This window comes from Roseibium suaedae, from assembly GCF_900142725.1.
Lineage (GTDB): Bacteria > Pseudomonadota > Alphaproteobacteria > Rhizobiales > Stappiaceae > Roseibium > Roseibium suaedae.
The window spans coordinates 445,761-462,880 of sequence record NZ_FRBW01000001.1; the positions used below are offsets into that span (position 1 = coordinate 445,761).

General features: G+C 58.6%; 18 protein-coding genes. 16 read left to right on the forward strand and 2 right to left on the reverse strand.

The genetic code is table 11. The features are described from left to right. Positions 1–383 precede the first annotated feature (383 nt). The 9 genes from BUA94_RS02040 to BUA94_RS02080 all read left to right on the forward strand — a co-directional run bounded on the left by BUA94_RS02040 (position 384) and on the right by BUA94_RS02080 (position 9,261). On the forward strand, positions 384–557 hold the full coding sequence (locus BUA94_RS02040; RefSeq protein WP_073008176.1) for a Flp family type IVb pilin: 174 nt from the start codon (positions 384–386) through the stop codon (positions 555–557). A gap of 177 nt (positions 558–734) precedes the next feature. Then, positions 735–1,241, forward strand: coding sequence for an A24 family peptidase (locus BUA94_RS02045; RefSeq protein WP_073008179.1), 507 nt, complete (start codon positions 735–737; stop codon positions 1,239–1,241). Between the two features lie 220 nt (positions 1,242–1,461). After that, on the forward strand, positions 1,462–2,241 hold the full coding sequence (gene cpaB, locus BUA94_RS02050) for a Flp pilus assembly protein CpaB (protein WP_073008182.1): 780 nt from the start codon (positions 1,462–1,464) through the stop codon (positions 2,239–2,241). A gap of 56 nt (positions 2,242–2,297) precedes the next feature. Then, positions 2,298–3,704, forward strand: a complete 1,407-nt coding sequence (locus BUA94_RS02055) for a type II and III secretion system protein family protein (RefSeq protein ID WP_073010690.1) — start codon at positions 2,298–2,300, stop codon at positions 3,702–3,704. 9 nt (positions 3,705–3,713) lie between these two features. After that, positions 3,714–4,427 carry a CpaD family pilus assembly protein gene (locus BUA94_RS02060; RefSeq protein WP_084081658.1) on the forward strand — a complete coding sequence of 238 codons (714 nt, stop codon included), beginning with the start codon at positions 3,714–3,716 and terminating at the stop codon, positions 4,425–4,427. Then, positions 4,427–5,734 (forward strand): CpaE/TadZ family protein, encoded by a 1,308-nt coding sequence (locus BUA94_RS02065; RefSeq protein ID WP_328586269.1) that lies wholly within the window; start codon positions 4,427–4,429, stop codon positions 5,732–5,734. Before BUA94_RS02060 ends, BUA94_RS02065 begins: the two co-directional genes overlap by 1 nt. A 29-nt stretch (positions 5,735–5,763) precedes the next feature. Then, entirely contained in the window at positions 5,764–7,251 is a 1,488-nt protein-coding gene (locus BUA94_RS02070; RefSeq protein WP_073008186.1) for a TadA family conjugal transfer-associated ATPase, read from the forward strand. Between the two features lie 8 nt (positions 7,252–7,259). Next, entirely contained in the window at positions 7,260–8,270 is a 1,011-nt protein-coding gene (locus BUA94_RS02075) for a type II secretion system F family protein (protein ID WP_073010697.1), read from the forward strand. A 13-nt stretch (positions 8,271–8,283) separates the two neighbouring features. Then, on the forward strand, positions 8,284–9,261 hold the full coding sequence (locus BUA94_RS02080) for a type II secretion system F family protein (RefSeq protein WP_073008189.1): 978 nt from the start codon (positions 8,284–8,286) through the stop codon (positions 9,259–9,261). A gap of 89 nt (positions 9,262–9,350) precedes the next feature. On the opposite strand, the gene BUA94_RS02085 is transcribed toward BUA94_RS02080, so the two are convergent. Continuing rightward, on the reverse strand, positions 9,351–10,133 hold the full coding sequence (locus tag BUA94_RS02085) for a tetratricopeptide repeat protein (RefSeq protein ID WP_073008192.1): 783 nt from the start codon (positions 10,131–10,133) through the stop codon (positions 9,351–9,353). A 210-nt stretch (positions 10,134–10,343) separates the two neighbouring features. Here BUA94_RS02085 and BUA94_RS02090 point away from each other — a divergent pair, with 210 nt between their 5' ends. The 3 genes from BUA94_RS02090 to BUA94_RS02100 all read left to right on the forward strand — a co-directional run bounded on the left by BUA94_RS02090 (position 10,344) and on the right by BUA94_RS02100 (position 13,081). Further along, positions 10,344–11,738: a leucyl aminopeptidase family protein gene (locus tag BUA94_RS02090; RefSeq protein ID WP_073010700.1), complete on the forward strand. Its 1,395-nt coding sequence runs from the start codon at positions 10,344–10,346 to the stop codon at positions 11,736–11,738. A 66-nt stretch (positions 11,739–11,804) separates the two neighbouring features. Beyond that, positions 11,805–12,155, forward strand: a complete 351-nt coding sequence (locus BUA94_RS02095) for a MarR family transcriptional regulator (RefSeq protein WP_073008195.1) — start codon at positions 11,805–11,807, stop codon at positions 12,153–12,155. 50 nt (positions 12,156–12,205) lie between these two features. Continuing rightward, entirely contained in the window at positions 12,206–13,081 is an 876-nt protein-coding gene (locus tag BUA94_RS02100; RefSeq protein WP_208979945.1) for a C40 family peptidase, read from the forward strand. A 30-nt stretch (positions 13,082–13,111) separates the two neighbouring features. Here BUA94_RS02100 and BUA94_RS02105 read toward each other — a convergent pair whose 3' ends face one another. Continuing rightward, on the reverse strand, positions 13,112–14,284 hold the full coding sequence (locus BUA94_RS02105) for a DNA recombination protein RmuC (protein ID WP_073008201.1): 1,173 nt from the start codon (positions 14,282–14,284) through the stop codon (positions 13,112–13,114). A gap of 91 nt (positions 14,285–14,375) precedes the next feature. Here BUA94_RS02105 and def point away from each other — a divergent pair, with 91 nt between their 5' ends. From def to BUA94_RS02125, 4 genes are read left to right on the forward strand one after another with little or no spacing between them, the layout of a single operon-like run. Beyond that, positions 14,376–14,894 carry a peptide deformylase gene (def, locus tag BUA94_RS02110; RefSeq protein ID WP_073010703.1) on the forward strand — a complete coding sequence of 173 codons (519 nt, stop codon included), beginning with the start codon at positions 14,376–14,378 and terminating at the stop codon, positions 14,892–14,894. 42 nt (positions 14,895–14,936) lie between these two features. Next, positions 14,937–15,569, forward strand: coding sequence for a MarC family protein (locus BUA94_RS02115; RefSeq protein WP_073008204.1), 633 nt, complete (start codon positions 14,937–14,939; stop codon positions 15,567–15,569). A 52-nt stretch (positions 15,570–15,621) separates the two neighbouring features. Beyond that, a complete protein-coding gene (gene fmt, locus BUA94_RS02120) occupies positions 15,622–16,557 on the forward strand; it encodes a methionyl-tRNA formyltransferase (RefSeq protein ID WP_208979993.1) in 936 nt (311 codons plus the stop codon). 17 nt (positions 16,558–16,574) lie between these two features. Further along, the gene (locus BUA94_RS02125; RefSeq protein ID WP_073008208.1) at positions 16,575–17,114 is read left to right on the forward strand and encodes a GNAT family N-acetyltransferase; all 540 of its coding nucleotides are present in this window, start codon (positions 16,575–16,577) and stop codon (positions 17,112–17,114) included. Positions 17,115–17,120: the final 6 nt, after the last annotated feature.

The following is a 17,120-nucleotide window of genomic DNA, read 5'->3' on the forward strand; positions in this document are numbered from 1 at the left end:
TCGATGTGTCTGGTTTATTTGGATTTGGAGTTTCTAGAAAAAGCAGGTCCAGACTCACCCGTCAGGACTTTCAAAGTCTGACATAGAACGAAGGCATTTCAAATTCGAGTTAAAGTTTTAATTCGAAATTAATGCATATTTCTACAATATAGAAAGTAAATTTGTAATTTTACTTCGATAATTTAGATAAATATGGAAACAATCGTTAGTTATTTCGGGGATATTTCGTTAACTATAGGTCGTTCGAATTGATATTTATTCGGGCGGCTTTGAAATTTAACTGTCTGGAAAGGCGTGTTCCGTATGGTTCTCTCATGTTCGAACGGCTGGTCAACGGGTCGGCGAACCTGAGCTGTCAATAAGTGGTAACTAGGAGCAAACTAATGAAGAAATTTCTTGCACGTTTTGCCAAGGATGAATCTGGCGCGACTGCTATCGAATACGGTCTGATCGCTGGCCTTATCGCTGTCGCACTCGTGACAATTCTGATGTCCACGGCAACGTCCCTGACCACCGTGTTCACCAAGATCCAGACCGCTCTGGGCAAGGTTACCTGATTACTTCCTGATGACTGGTCCTGCCCCATATTTCGGGGTTCTGACCGAGATGTCATGAAGTACGTGAGCGAAGAAAGCGGGGAGCATGCTGCCCGCTTTTTTTATTGCCGGTAACACAAAATCCAGATCTGCCTTCTAGGCTTTGTGGTTGTCCGCGTATCCTTGGAGAGTGAACGCATGCTTGAAGCAGCAATCCTCGTCGTTTTCCCGATCCTGGTCGCTTATTCGGGCAGTTCGGATCTCTTCACGATGACAATTCCGAACCGGGTTTCGGTGCTTCTTGTTGCGGCCTTTGTGATCATGGCCTTCGCGGTCGGCATGTCCGCTGACGAATGGAAGGCACACGTCCTTGGTGGCGTGGTTGTGTTCGTTCCCTGCCTGGTCATGTTTGGATTGGGCTGGATGGGCGGTGGCGATGCAAAGATTGCCAGTGCCATCGCCCTATGGTTCGGATTTGGACCGGATTTGCTGGCCTTTGTCTTGTTCACGGCAGTTTACGGCTTGATCCTGACTTATGGGTTGCTGGCTTTCCGTCTGGTGCCCTATCTCCCTGGCGTCCTGGCTCGTCAGGATTGGCTTACACGCCTGCACCATCCCAAGACCGGCATTCCGTATGGGATTGCCATCGCCGCTGCTGCACTTCACGTCTATAGCACTGCTGGCTGGTTGAAGCTCGCGATGTGAGAACGAGCCTGTGCGTTCGTTCGAGCGGCTTCGTCTTTGTTCGCTATGGTAAACAGATTGTTAATTTTGTTGCTTAACGCAATTTTTCATTCTTCATTAAAGACAGTTAAGACTAATTAACCAATTATTCTCATATATATTTAACCATGTTTTGACGAATTCGCTCCCAAACTAGGCTCAAACGACGGGGATTCCTGTCTGCCTGAATGGGATATTTGTGATGAAACACGCACGTCTTCTGGTTTTGGGAGTGGCCTTGGGCGCCGGATTGCTGGCAGCCCGTATGGTCATGACCAAAAGCACACCGGAACCGCTGCCGATGCCGGCTCCCGAAGTGGCGGCGCCCGAAACGGAAGACGTTCTGGTTGCCTCCAAGGATATCTTGCTTGGGTCCAAGCTCAACGCGGCGGATCTGGCCTGGAATACCTGGCCAAAGGATTCCATGCCCAAGGGCGTCATCAGCAAGGTGGTCGAGCCTGAGGCAATGGACACCTATGTCGGCCAGATCGCAAAGTCTCCGATTTACGAAGGTGAACCGATCCGTCCGCAGCGTCTGGTGAACACTGACCGCGGTTTCATGGCGGCAATCCTGCCAAAGGGAAAGCGGGCGATTGCTGTGCGGGTCGAAGCCGAAACCACTGCCGGCGGGTTCATTCTTCCGGGTGACAAGGTCGATCTCATCCTGACCAAGGGACGTGAGAACCAGCAGTCCGCACCATCCAGTGAAACCATCCTGGAAAACGTTCGCGTGCTTGCAATCGATACGACGACCGCAGGAGAGCAGGACGAAAAGAACCTGGACCCGAAGCGGACGGCGACCCTTGAACTCACCCCGACGGAAGCGGAAGTGGTTGCCCAGGCTCAGCAGGCCGGAACGATTTCACTGGCACTGCGCAGTGCTCAGGATTCTTCCGACGATGCCGAGAGCGAAGTGATGCGGGAACGTGGCGGCGTGAATTTTGTGAAGTATGGCATTTCCAGTCAGGCAGCGACAAAATGATAGAATTCTTCAGAAGATCAGTTCTTTCAGGAAACGGACGCGCCAGGCTGTTGGCCGTGGTTCTGGCGGTTGCCGCCAGCACTGCGTTCCAGGCCAAGGCTCCAGCCTTTGCGGACAGCGGCTTCCCCAAGCAGATCCACATTGCTGCGGGCGAGAGAACGCAAGGCCGTATTTTGCGCGTGGGTGTCGGCCGGTCCGTGGTCATCGATCTGGCTGAACCCGTTGCCGATGTTCTGGTTTCCAATCCTGGTATTGCGGATGCCGTGGTCCGCACCCAGAACCGCGTCTTTGTGCTTGGCAACAAGCTTGGCCAGGCAAATCTGGTCCTCTTCGCATCAAGCGGCCGGGAACTGGCGAGCTTCAACCTGATGGTCGAAGCGGATTCCTCCGACCTTCAGTCCCTGATCAAGCGCCTGTTGCCCCGCACACGGATCTCGGTTGAGACGCTGAATGGCAGTGTCATTCTGACCGGCTCTGCTGCGACCACGGCAGACGCACAAGCGGCAGGTGACATTGCCACACGTTTCCTCGGAACCGGTGGCGCACCTGAGTCCGGCACGGCGTCGGTTCTGAACATGGTTGCTGTTGACGAGAAGGACCAGGTTCACCTGAAGGTGACTGTTGCCGAAGTCGAGCGCTCCATCATCAAGCGCCTGGGCGTCGAGATGTCCGGTACCGTCGGCATCGGCAACTATACGGCCGGCTTCAACATGCCTGCCTCCTACAACGTCAACACAAACGTCACCAGCCAGTCTTCGCTTGCCGGATCCTTTATCGCTGGCAACACATCAATGGCTGCCAATATCGAGGCTCTTCAGCGTGACGGCGTAATCCGGACGCTGGCCGAACCGACGCTGACCGCGATCTCCGGAGAGAACGCAAACTTTCTTGCCGGCGGCGAGTTCCCGATCCCGGTCGGGTATGACAACGAAACCAACACGGTTACGCTGGACTACAAGAAATTCGGTGTTGGCCTGGATTTCACGCCGGTGGTCATGTCGGGTGGCCGCATCAGCTTGAAGATCAAGACTGAGGTGAGCGAGCTTTCCAGCGAAGGAGCCGTGCAGCTCAGCGGGGTGAGCGTTCCTGCCCTCAAGATCCGCCGGGCAGAATCGACGCTCGAGCTTCCCTCAGGCGGAACGCTGGTCATGGCTGGTCTTCTGAAAGAATCCTACAAGCAGTCGATCAACGGTGTTCCCGGCTTGATGCAGCTTCCGGTCCTCGGCTCGTTGTTCAAGAGCCGCGACTTCCTGCGTGAACAGACGGAACTGGTAGTTTTCGTGACGCCCTATGTGGTCACGCCCGTTGCTCCCAGCCAGATCCAGCGCCCAGATCAGAACCTGATGCCTGCATCTGACGCGGAATCGGTTTTCCTGAACCGTCTCAACAAGATCTTCCGGCCTTCAATCGATGTCGCGCCGCAGGAATCCTACCATGGCCAAGTCGGCTTCATTTATAAGTGAGGATGGAAGATGAGCTTTAGTCCTGTCCATCTTGCCGGCTTTGCCGCTAAGAGCCTGGCCTGCGGTCTTATGGTGGCATCACTTGCTGCCTGCCAGAGCCAGTCGCAGGGGAGTGATACCGCACAATTGGCCCTGGCGGACTATAGCGTTCGCCACCCAATCATTGTCTCCGAACAACCGGAAACGTTTGACATGCCGGTCGGCACGCAGACCAGGCATCTTGGACCGCAACTCGTCGATAGTGTCATGGAGTTTGCGGCCGAGTCTCGCGAGAGAGGAAATGGCCGTGTGGAGATCCTTGTTCCTTCCGGCGGAAGCAATGAAGCGGCAATCCATTCAGTGACACCTGATCTTCGCAGGGCGCTGCAAGCTGGCGGCCTGTCCAGGTCCGCCGTGACCACCCGGTCCTACGCGGTCTCGGATCCTGCCGCTGAAGCACCTATCCGCCTGTCCTACATGCGGGTGAAAGCAAGTGCCGGGCCTTGCGGAGCCTGGCCGAGCAGCATCGATGGAAAGTTCAACAGCAATGTTGACTACGAGAATTATGGATGCGCCTCGCAGGCCAATCTGGCCGCGATGATCGCCAATCCGTCGGACCTGTTGCGGCCGCGGGCAAGCACGCCAGTCGATCAGCAGCGCCGTGCCGACACCTTTGACAAGTATCGCAAGGGCGAAATCAAGCTGAGCTCAGAAAGTGGCGCTTCTCTGACGGATACCAAGTGATGACAGACCTCGACCCAATCATTCCAGATCCGGATGACCGCAAGGACTATGCGGCTGACTGGCTCGATCAAGCTCCCGTAATGGCTGACACGGCCAGTCTGCGTCCTGTGCCGCGCATCTCCGTTCAGGCCTTCTGTCTGAACGATCAAACGGCGAAGGTTGTGGAAGCTGCTGCCGAGGATCGGCGCATGGCCAAGGCCCATGTGAAGGTTCACATGGGCGGTATTCCGGCTGCGATCGAGTTCTATGCGCAGGCACCAACTCCGAACCTGATGGTTCTGCAGGTTGGGAGCGACGCTCAAAAGCTCATGAGCGATCTCGATCAGCTTGCCGAGTATTGCGATGCCGGCACCAAGGTCGTGGTGATCGGTGAGATCAATGACGTGGCCTTCTACCGCGAGCTGATGCATCGTGGCGTCAGCGAGTATCTGGTTGCCCCGATCAATCTCTATCAGCTTATCGGAGCCATTGGTGCCCAGTACTCCGAGCCTGGAACGGAGCCGCTTGGGCGTACGATCGCGTTCTTCGGCGTCAAGGGTGGCTGTGGTGCTTCCACGATTGCCCACAATGTTGCCTGGTCCCTGGCGCGCAGCTACCGCAACGAAGTAACCGTTGCAGATCTGGACCTGCCGTTTGGAACAGCGGGTTTGGATTTCAACCAGGACCCATTGCAAGGCGTGTATGAGGCCGTTTCCGCGCCGGAGCGACTGGATGAGACCTTGCTCGACCGCATCTTGTCCAAGTGTTCGGATCACCTGAGCCTGCTGGCGTCTCCGGCCTCGCTGGAGCGCACCTATGACTATTCGGAGAGCTCCTTCGACAGTTTGATGGACACGATGCGCAACAGCACGCCGTCGATTGTTCTCGATGTGCCTCACGCCTGGAATGCCTGGGTCCGCAAGGTCCTGGTCAGTTCCGATCAGGTGGTGATTGTCGCCGAGCCCGATCTGGCGAACTTGCGCAACGCAAAGAACGTGATTGATACTCTCCGGCAGCTGCGGCCCAACGACAATCCGCCAATGCTTGTGCTGAACCGTGTCAACGTTCCGAAGCGGCCCGAGATCAAGCCCGAGGAATTTGCCACCGCGCTCGGTCTGAACGTGCAATGTGCCATCCCGTTCGAGCCGCATTTGTTCGGTACAGCCGCGAACAACGGCCAGATGATCGGGGAAGTGGACAACCGGCACGCTGTCAGTGACATGCTGGGCAGCATTGCTCAGGTCGTTTCCGGCCGGAGCGATGGCAACAAGACCAAACGCTCCACCATCAATTCGCTTTTGTCGAGACTGAAGCGCAAGTCGGCCTGACCGGCCTAACAGGGAGTGCGATAGTCGTCATGTTCGGTAGACGCGGCACAACATCAAATAGCCCGGCGCCCGTAAGGGTTCAAATGCCGGCAGAACCTGTTGCCGCACCAGCGCCGCAGCCTGCGAGTGCGCCTGCGCCGGTTGCTGTTGCTCCTGCAAAACCGGCCACTCCGCCGCCTGCGCCCGAACCGCAGCGCGCGCCGGAAGAGTCCCGCAAGCGCAAGTCCAACGACTATTACGAGACCAAGAGCCAGATCTTCAACTCGCTTGTCGAAGCGATCGATCTCTCCCAGCTCATTCGTCTCGGGGCGGAAGATGCCCGGGATGAAATCCGGGACGTGGTCAACGACATCATTTCCCTGAAGAATGTCGTCATGTCGATTGCCGAGCAGGAAGATCTGCTCGATGACATCTGCAACGACGTTCTCGGCTATGGACCGCTGGAACCTCTTCTGGCCCGCGATGATATTGCCGATATCATGGTCAATGGCGCCCACACGGTTTACATCGAAACCCAGGGCAAGATGCAGCAGACCAGCATCAGCTTCCGCGACAATGCGCAGCTGATGAACATCTGCCAGCGCATCGTAAGCCAGGTCGGCCGCCGCGTTGATGATTCCAGTCCGATCTGTGACGCGCGTCTGCCTGATGGTTCACGTGTAAACGTCATTGCACCGCCGCTGGCGATCGATGGTCCTGCCCTTACCATTCGTAAGTTCAAGAAGGACAAGCTGACGCTTGATCAGCTCGTGCGCTACGGTTCGATCACCCCGGATGGGGCGACGATCCTTCAGATCATTGGCAGGTCGCGCTGTAACGTTCTGATTTCCGGCGGAACAGGTTCGGGCAAGACAACCTTGCTCAATTGCCTGACCGGTTACATCGAGACGAGTGAGCGCATCATCACCTGCGAAGACTCCGCAGAATTGCAGCTTCAGCAGCCTCATGTGGTGCGCCTTGAAACCAGACCGCCGAACCTCGAAGGCGAGGGCGAGATCACCATGCGTGACCTCGTCAAGAACTGCCTGCGTATGCGGCCTGAACGCATCATCGTCGGCGAAGTGCGTGGCCCGGAGGCATTCGACTTGCTCCAGGCCATGAACACCGGTCACGACGGATCCATGGGCACCCTGCACGCCAACTCCCCGCGAGAGGCTCTCTCCCGTCTGGAATCCATGATCACCATGGGCGGGTTCTCGCTGCCCTCGCGCACATTGCGTGAGATGATCGTGTCTTCCATCGATGTGGTGGTTCAGGCTGCCCGTCTCCGTGACGGCTCCCGCCGCATCACCCATGTCACCGAGGTGGTCGGCATGGAAGGCGATGTGATCATCACCCAGGACATCTTCCTCTATGACATGATCGGGGAAGATGCGAATGGCAAGATCATCGGTCGTCACCGGTCGACCGGTATTGGCCGTCCGAAATTCTGGGAACGCGCCCGTTATTATGGCGAAGAACAGAGGCTCGCAGCAGCTCTGGATGCTTCCGAAATGCCGGAATACGTCAATGATTGAGTGTGATCATGGCTGATACCTTGCCCTCAACGATCAGTACCCTGGCCGTCGCATTGCTTTTTGCCTTGTGCATTGGCGGGGTCATCTATGCTGTGTTTCAGCCCGCGCTGTCTGGCTCCAAACGCCGGGACGCGCGCATGCACGTGATTGCCGCAAGGCCGCAATCTACTGAGAAGCGGCGTCAGGTGAAGGACAGCGACCGCAAGCGCCGGTCCGTCCAGGAGCAGCTCAAGGAATTTGAAGAGCGGCAGAAGAACAAGCAAAGCCGTCGCAACAATCCGACGCTGAGTGTTCGTATCGAGCAAGCCGGGCTGAGCTGGGAACGAAAGCACTTCATCTATTTCAGCATCGCGAGTGGCGTGGTTTTCATGGTGATTGCCCTCATCGTGAGCCCGAATATCTGGGTCACACTCGGACTAACTTTCGCAGGTGCGCTTGGTTTTCCGCGTTGGTACGTCAACTACAAGCGGCAGAAGCGCTTCAACAAGTTCCTGGATGAACTGCCTTCTGCCGTGGACATCATTGTGCGTGGTGTGAAGGCTGGTTTGCCGCTTGGTGACTGCATCAAGATCGTAGCCCGGGAAGCGAATGAGCCGGTCGCGTCCGAGTTTCAGAAGATCGTGGAAACGCAGGTCATGGGCATTTCGCTGTCTGATGCAGTTGCGCGTCTTCCGGACCGTGTTCCTCTTGCTGAAGCCAATTTCTTCGCGATCGTGGTCGCAATCCAGCAAAAGGCTGGTGGCGGCCTTTCCGAAGCCTTGAGCAACCTGTCGAGAGTGTTGCGCGGTCGAAAGACCCTGAAGCGCAAGATCAAGGCTCTCAGCTCTGAAGCCAAGTCCTCTGCGGGCATCATTGGTTCTCTGCCGATCGTCGTCAGCGGGATTCTCGGTTTGACCGCTCCGGATTACATCGGCCTGCTTTTCACAACGACAACCGGCAACATCATCATCGGTGGCGGCCTGTTTTGGATGTTCTGTGGCATCATGGTGATGCGGCAGATGATCAACTTCGACTTCTGAGGAGCGGGCCATCATGAACATCGACAAGCTCGCCGACAGCCAGTTTCTGCTCGCAGCTCTCGCCTTGGTCGCGGTTGCGGGAACCTTGTTTTCTCTTCTTCTGCCGATGTTCGAGCGGGACGGGTTGAAATCGCGGATGAAGTCGGTGGCTCTGGAGCGCGAGAAGATCCGCGCACGGGAGCGGGCACGTGTCGCTGCAGAGAAATCTTCGCCGCGTGCATCCCTGCGGTCTGAGCCTAAGGCGCAGATGAAGAGGATCGTCGACCAGTTGAACCTGCAGGCAAAGCTGGCGGATGAGCAGACGCAGGACAAGCTGCGGATGGCGGGCTTCCGGGGAAGCCGCCCGCTCTACACCTTCCTGTTCGCCCGTGTTGCCATCCCGGTCGTGCTGTTTGTCCTTGCCGGGATCTATGCCGTTGTCTTGCTGCCGGACACGGTGCCGGTGATGTCGAAACTCGGCGGCACGATCATCGTGAGCGGCCTCGGTGCATTCCTGCCGAACATCTACATCAAGAACAAGATCACGAACCGTCAGCTTTCGATCCGCCGGGCCTGGCCCGATGCGCTGGACCTGATGCTGATCTGCGTGGAATCCGGCATGTCCATCGAAGCGGCATTCGGACGAGTCGCGGAGGAAATTGGTACTCAGTCCATTCCGCTTGCCGAAGAGCTGACGCTCACCAATGCAGAGCTTTCCTTCTTGAGCGAACGCCGGCAGGCCTATGAGAACCTTGCCAAGCGGACAGGTGTCGATGGCGTCAAGAACGTCATGATGGCGCTGATTCAGGCCGAGCGGTACGGGACGCCCGTCGGCAATGCCATCCGCGTCATGGCTGATGACAATCGTGAAGCTCGTATGCAGGAGGCCGAAAAGAAAGCGGCGTCCCTGCCTCCGAAGCTGACCGTTCCGATGATCGTCTTCTTCCTGCCGGTCCTGTTCTTTGTCATTCTCGGACCCGCCGTGATGCAGGTGATGGATACTTTCCAGTAAGAACTAAGCTCTTTAGCTATAGGAACAAAAACGCCGGAGTGCTGAAACAGCCTCCGGCGTTTTTGTTTGTCTGGGAAAGGGAGGCGCGATCAGCCGCGGCTCTGGCTCAACATCTTTCGCAGGTAAGCGACGTTCTCGGCTGCTTCCGCCTGGCTGAGTTCCGCTGTGGCAACCTGTTCTGCTTCGCCGAACTTGCCCTGAAGACCAAGGACAAGTGCGAGGTTCTGGCGGATGCGGCTGTCTGACCCCGGAAGGGCGGCAGCGCGGCGCAGGTTGTACTCCGCCTCCGGCAGCTCATTTGAGAGAAGGTGAGACAGTGCCAGGTTGTTCAGCAGTGACGGTTCGTCCGGCTGGATCTTCAGGGCCTGATGATAAAGCGACCGGGCCCGGTCGTGGTTGCCCATCTGGTCATGGACCGCACCTTCCGCCGATAGCAGGCGCCAATCCGGCATTTGCGGTGTCTGGGCGCCCTGCAGAACGTTCAGCGCTTCCGGAAACTGACCGTTCATCGCGAGGATCTTGCCATAGGCGGATGCGATTTCGCGGTCACCCGGATTGTTGATCACTGCGCTGCGCAGAATTGCAGTTGCCTGGGAGACCTGGCTGTTCTGGGTAAGAGCGTTGGAGTAGCCCAGGATCGCAGACTTGTCTTTCGGATTGCGCTTGTAGTTGTCTGACCAGGAGGACACGGCGCTTCTGGCAGCCGCAGAACCTGGTGCAGCATAGGGCATGGAAGACGAGGGAGCGTGGCTGCCGACCGCACTCTGCTTGGAAGATGCGCAGCCGCCCGCGAGCAGGGCAACAGCGGTCATGGCTGCAGCGATCTGCAGCCTGTGCCGCTTGGAGGGCTGGCGATGAACAGCGAAAGCCATGTTCTCTCTCCAAATGAAATTGGATGCGCGATAGCGCCTGCTTCTGAAATACCTTGTTAACCCTAACGCTTTCTTAAACCGTGCATTTTGCATGTGAATCCGATGGCAGGGATTTCAGGTGCTGCCGGTTGCCAACAGCATTTGAGGCGCTTAACTCTTTAAGCGACAGCCCGTGAGACACATGGGCCACCTGCCAGAATGGAGTTCATCTTGCGCAATTCCCTGATCCGCAAATCCGAAGCCGGCCAGACCGTCCAGATCCATCCGGTTACGCCGGAGACCCTGGACGCAGTCCTGGAAACGCTCGGCGCAACGGCAAAAAGCTGGGTCAGCCTCAATGGCTATTCTGCTGCTGAAGGGACTTCTCTCGTGGTGCCCGCCGGTGAGGGCGGGCAGGCTGCAGTTCTCTTTGGAACATCGGCCGAGGCTCTTCCGCAGGCTTTTGCACTTGGCGGCCTCGCCAGCAGTCTACCGGCTGGGGACTATGAACTTGCCCAACCTTTCCCGGATCCGGAGCAGGCTCTTCTTGGCTTTGCCCTCTCGTCCTATCGTTTCACCCGCTACCGCAAGAACTCGGCATCACAGCCGCGCCTTGTTGTTCCGGAAGGGGTCGATATCGACCGGATCCAGGCCATCCTGGACGGCGTGGCGATCGCCCGTGATCTGATCAACACTCCGTCGAATGACATGGGGCCGGAGGAACTGGCAGCCGCGATCAGTAAGGTCTTCGAGGCCAACGGCGGCAAGGGGTCGGTGATTGTCGGAGATGATCTTCTCGCTCAAGGCTTCCCGATGGTTCATGCCGTCGGGCGGGCCAGCGACCGCGCACCGCGTCTGGCTGACTTCACCTGGGGCGACGAGAATGCGCCGAAGGTGACACTCGTCGGCAAGGGTGTGGTCTTCGATACGGGCGGTCTCGACATCAAGCCTTCCAGCTCCATGCTCCTGATGAAGAAGGATATGGGCGGGGCGGCCAATGTGCTGGGCTTGGCCTCCATGATCATGGCCGCGAAGCTGCCTGTTCGTCTGCGCGTCATCGTGCCTTGCGTTGAAAATGCGATCTCCGGCAATGCCTTCCGTCCTGGCGACATTCTGCCAAGCCGCAAGGGGATCACGGTGGAAATCGGCAATACGGACGCCGAAGGCCGTCTGGTGCTGGGCGATGCCCTGGCACTGGCCGACGAGGAAAGTCCGGAACTGCTGATCGACATGGCGACGCTGACAGGCGCTGCCCGTGTCGCTCTCGGCCCCGATCTGCCGCCCTTCTACACCCATGACGAAGACCTGGCGGAAGAGATCGCCCTCGTGTCGGAAGCAAGCGCCGATCCGCTCTGGCGCCTGCCGCTCTGGCAGCCCTACATGAAGTACCTCGACAGCAAGATCGCGGACATCAACCACGTCAACACCTCGGGCGCGGGCTTTGCCGGGTCCATTACGGCTGCCCTGTTCCTGTCCCGGTTTGTCGAGAACGCCGGCAGCTGGGTGCATTTCGATATCTTTGGCTGGACCCCGATCGAACGGGCAGGCAAACCGGCCGGCGGCGAAGCCCAGGGCATCCGGTGTCTGTTCGATCTTCTAAGCGAGAGATATCCTGCCGCTAAATAACGGCTCCGAAACGATTTGCGTGCTTAAATAGGCCTGAAAGTTACCGGATGGGGTTTGCCAGGCACAATGGCGGTAGACATTCGCGCTTCTCAGGCGCTGAAGCTGATGCACGAAGTCAATCTTGCGCTGGTGCGCGATGGAGAACAGGATCTCTCCGCGCGCCAGCTCACGATATTGCTGACGGTTTATCTTGAACCGCCGCCGCACACGGTGCGTGGTCTGGCGGCCAAGCTCAATGTTACCAAGCCTGCGATCACGCGGGCACTGGACACTTTGGGCGGAATGCGGCTTCTGTCGCGCAAGCGCGACGAGGCGGACCGGCGGAATGTGATCATCACACGCACGGTCGAAGGTGCGCTTTATCTTGATACGCTTGGCGATCTCGTGGTCGAAAAAGCGCGTGAATTGCCGCGATAGCGGAAAGGCAATGCAGCTCCGGTTGGGGTTGCGCCAGGAGCAATATGTCGATGTCCACACCATCCCCTTCCTTCGACCGGCGCCGTCATCCGGTCCGGCCGGATCTTGCCGCCTTGTCCTACAAGGGAAGGGTTGAGGCTGACCGATTTGTCGAAGGCACGAGCCGCTGCATTGGCGCAGATGTTCTGGACCTGCGGCCGGTTGCCCAGCTGGAAAAGGGCATCGACACTCAGGCTCTTCATGGCGAAGCGTTTCAGGTCTTCGACGAGACGGCTGACGGCTGGTCCTGGGGACAGCTTGGAACGGATGGCTATGTGGGCTGGGTCAGGACCAGCGGTCTGACTGAAGCTGCCGCACCCACCCACCGGGTGCGGGCTCTACGGACTTTCCGATACCCGGGCGCTGACCTGAAGTTCCCTCCACTTGGCCTCATCAGCATTGGATCCTTGGTGACGGTCACCGGTCATACCGTCACGCGGGGGCTGGAATATGCCCTGCTGAGCGACGGCTCCGCTGTTGTCGCTCAGCACCTTGTGCCTCTCGGGTCCGTTGAAGCTGACTGGGTGGCTGTCGCGGAGGAGCTGATCGGAACGCCCTATCTCTGGGGAGGTAGATCTAGCCTTGGCCTTGATTGTTCGGCATTGTCCCAGATTGCGGCGAGCTTCGGCGGCCATGCCTTGCCGCGCGACAGCGACATGCAGGCGGCAGAGGCGGGCGAGGCAATTGCCCATGAGGATCTGTCCGGCCTGAAGCGCGGTGACCTGATGTTCTGGCGCGGCCATGTGGCGATTGTCCGCTCTCCGGACAGTCTGCTCCACGCCAACGGTTACACCATGACGGTGGCCATCGAGCCTCTGGAGGCCGCGATCAAGCGGATTGCGGCAACCGAATGGGGTGTCGTGACCGGGGTTCGCCGTCTCGGGTGAGCCGGCGGCAGAAGCGGCAAGGCTGCTGGCTCAGCTGGAGGCGGGCAGCCTCTGGCCTGTCTCAAGATGTGCTGACGGCAGATCCCCAAGGTCCAGTTCCTCGATCTTGCGGCTGCGGCGCGTGATCTTGTCCGTTGAAATCAGGATCTGTTCGATATCCCGGTTCGCCTGACCGAAATGGCTCTGCAGCTTGGTGACCCGGTCATTCAGTCGGCCGACGTCGTCGGTCAGATGCGCGACTTCAGCCTGGATGAGATGGGCCTGCTCGCGCATCTTGGCATCGCGAAGCACCGCCTGGATGACCTGGATGGACAGCATCAGGAGGGATGGGGAGACTATGACGATCCGGGCACGATGAGCCTTTTGGATCAGGTCCTCGAAGCTTTCGTTCAATTCCGCGAAGATGCTTTCGGACGGCACGAACAGGAAGGCCGTGTCCTGGGTTTCCCCGGGCAGCAGATATTTCTCGTGAATGTCCTGAATGTGCTTGGAAAAGTCGCGGCGGAACTGCGCCTGTGCCTGCTTCAGATGATCTTCGTTCTGGGCCTTGCGGAGAAGATTGAAGCCCTCCAGCGGGAACTTTGCGTCGATCGCAAGGGACGGGGCGCCATTGGGCATGTGCACCAGGCAGTCCGGCCGTGTCCCGGTCGAAAGAGTCGCCTGGAACGTATAGGCAGAGGAGGGGAGCTGATCCTGGATGATCGCTTCCATCCGTCCCTGACCGAAAGCGCCGCGTGTCTGCTTGTTGGATAGGATTGACTGCAGTTCGACCACTTGCCCGGACAGATCCGTGATCGTGCGCTGGGCCCGGTCGATCACCGCCAGCCGTTCGTGCAGCTGCCGCAGGCCCTCATGGGTCTGCCGGGTCGTGTCGGCCATGGAGACACCGAGCTTGTGCCCCATGCCGTCGAGACGTTCGTTGACGGCCCGCATCATGTCGGACTGGCGGGAGCCGAAGATCTCGGCCATGGTCTGCATCCGGCCGGACATCTCGCCTTGAGAACGCAGCAGCATGGACAGGTGCTGTTCCAGCTCTTGGATGCGCTCGGCCGCCACGCTTTCCTCGTCAGAACGGTACCGGATCTGGCGCAAGGCGGACCAGGCAACCATCAGGATGAGACCCAACAGCATGAAGCCGGCGGCGACAGATGCCTCCAGAATGGTGACCGCCCGTCCGCCTATGACGAAGAGAATATCCTGCATGAAACAAACATAGAACGATTCGGGTCTGATTGCAGTCAGATCCGTGTTCAAACGCGTTGACCGGCGCGGCTGCTTTGCCTATGTGATGCGAATGACAAAACGTGACATCATCATCATCCCCGATCCGCTGCTCCGTCAGGTCTGTGATCCGATCGTTTCCGTGGACGACAGCATTCGCGCCCTCGCCGATGACATGCTGGAAACCATGTATGAAGCGCCGGGTATTGGCTTGGCCGCCAGCCAGATCGGCGTCCTCAAGCGCATCTTCGTTCTGGATGTGGCCAAGGAAGACGCTCCCAAGGAGCCGATGGTGTTCATCAACCCCGAGATCACCTGGGAAAGCGAAGAGCTTTCGGTGTATCAGGAAGGGTGCCTCTCCATTCCCGAATATTATGAGGATGTGGAGCGTCCGGCTCAGGTGCGCGTCAGCTATCTGGACCGCAACGGCAAGAAGGGCGAGATCGAGGCAGACGGCCTGCTGGCCACCTGCATCCAGCATGAGCTCGATCACCTCAATGGCGTTCTCTTCATCGACTATCTGTCAAAGCTGAAGCGGGACAGGGTCATGAAGAAGTTCCTGAAGCAAGCCAAGCTGACCGGCAAGGGCTGACCCAGTCAACAGCCCGGGTGGCAGCGCAAAAGGAGACAGGAAATGGATGTTGCCTTCTTCCTGAAACTCTTCGCCGCGCTCTTCGCGATCATGAACCCGATTGCGAACCTGCCCGTCTTCCTGTCACTGACCGATGACCGGGACACCGCCGGACAGCGCGCCATCGCGCTGACGGTGATTGCTAGCCTTGCGGTCGGCACCGTTCTTGTGGCGCTTGCGGGCGAAGCGATCCTGAATCTCTTTGGCCTTTCCGTTGATAGTTTCCGCCTTGCGGGCGGCCTGCTCATTCTGCTCATCGCCCTGAAGATGGTCTCTGGTGAGCAGAGCAAATCGCATAGCGGAACCGATCAGGAAAAAGAGCACCACGAGACGCTCGACAATCCGGGCATCTATCCGCTCACTGTTCCGCTGTTGCTCGGACCAGGCACCATCTCGACCCTGATCATCTTCCGCCAACAGACCCATGGCGCAGAGCAGATGATCGCTTATGCCGCAGCGATTGCCGCTTCCGTCGTGCTTCTGGGCACGACGTTTCTGGCAGCCCCTTGGCTCGGGCAGAAGCTCGGACAGACGGCCACAAGCATCATGAGCCGCCTCATGGGCATGATCCTCGCCGCAATTGCGATGGAAATGATGACCTCGAGCCTCAAAGCCCTGTTGCCCGGCCTCGCCTGATTGCGCAATAAGGGCAATTATTGTCCTCAAAATACCTGGAAGCATCATGTCCTTGCGTATCGTCTTCATGGGAACCCCGGACTTCTCCGTGCCCACCCTGATGGAAATCGTCGGCCAGGGGCATGATGTGGTTGCCTGTTATTCGCAGCCGCCCCGTCCAGCTGGCCGCGGCATGGAGTTGAAGAAGTCTCCGGTACATGAGGCGGCGGAATCCTTTGGCATTCCGGTTTTCACACCCGTCTCCCTGAAGGATCCGGAAGAGCAGCAGAAATTTGCGGACCTGGATGCGGATGTGGCCGTGGTGGTGGCCTATGGCCTTCTGCTGCCCAAGGCCGTTCTGGACGCGCCGCGCGAAGGCTGCCTCAATCTTCATGCCTCGCTCCTGCCGCGCTGGCGCGGAGCTGCCCCGATCAACCGGGCGATCATGGCCGGGGACCGGGAGACCGCGGTTCAGGTGATGCGCATGGAAGAGGGGCTGGACACAGGTGCTGTCTGCATGTCCGAAACCCTGCCAATCAGCGAGACCATGACGGCAGGAGATCTGCATGACCGCCTGTCGGCGCTGGGCGGTGATTTGATGGTGCGCGCATTGGCGGCCCTGTCGCGCGGCGCCCTGAACGAGACCCCCCAGGCGGAAGAGGGCGTGACCTACGCTCGCAAGCTCTCCAAGGACGAGACCCGGATTGACTGGTCGCAAGAGGGCAAAGAGGTGCATGATCACATTCGTGGTCTTTCGCCGTTCCCGGGCGCATGGTGCGAGATGAACCTGTCCGGCAAGCCGGAGCGCGTGAAGATCCTGCGCAGCCAGCTGGCCGAGGGCGCTGGTGCGCCCGGAACCGTTCTGTCGGTTGAAGGTGTGGGACCGGTGATCGCCTGCGGCCATGGAGCTGTTCGGCTTGTTCAGGTGCAGCGCGCGGGCAAGAAGCCCATGTCCGGTGAAGAGTTTCAGCGCGGCGCCAAACTGTCCGCAGGGCAGGATCTGAGCTGAAAGCGGGGAGGCGGCCAATGAGTGATGCGCAAGAGAAGATACCTGTCCAGATCCGTCCTGTCGTCGCTGCCGATGAGACCGGCGTCAAGGAGCTGGTGACGGCTGCCTTTGATCAGGATACGGAAGCCGGGCTGGTGCATCGCCTGCGTCACTGTGGTGCCTTCGTGCTTGAGCTGGTTGCAACGACGACGCATGGGCGCATCCTTGGCCATGTCGGCTTCAGCCGGGTGACGCCTGCCGATGTCGGTCCGGGGCAGTCCCTCGCCATCACCTGCATGGCGCCCGTTTCCGTCTGGCCGGAGTTCCAGCGCCAGGGTGTCGGGTCTGCCTTGATCGAGGCCGGGATTTCCCGGCTCAGGGACATGGGAGAGGACCTCATTCTCGTTCTGGGCCCGCCCGCCTATTATCCGCGCTTCGGCTTTGACGCCGGGCTTGCGCGCAAGGTGAAGGCCCCTTATGCGGGCAATGCTTTCATGGCGCTTGCCTTGAGTGAAGACGGGACCCGCAACCTGCCCGTTGAAGTCGGATTTGCGACGCCCTTCCAGGAATTTGAATAAGAACGC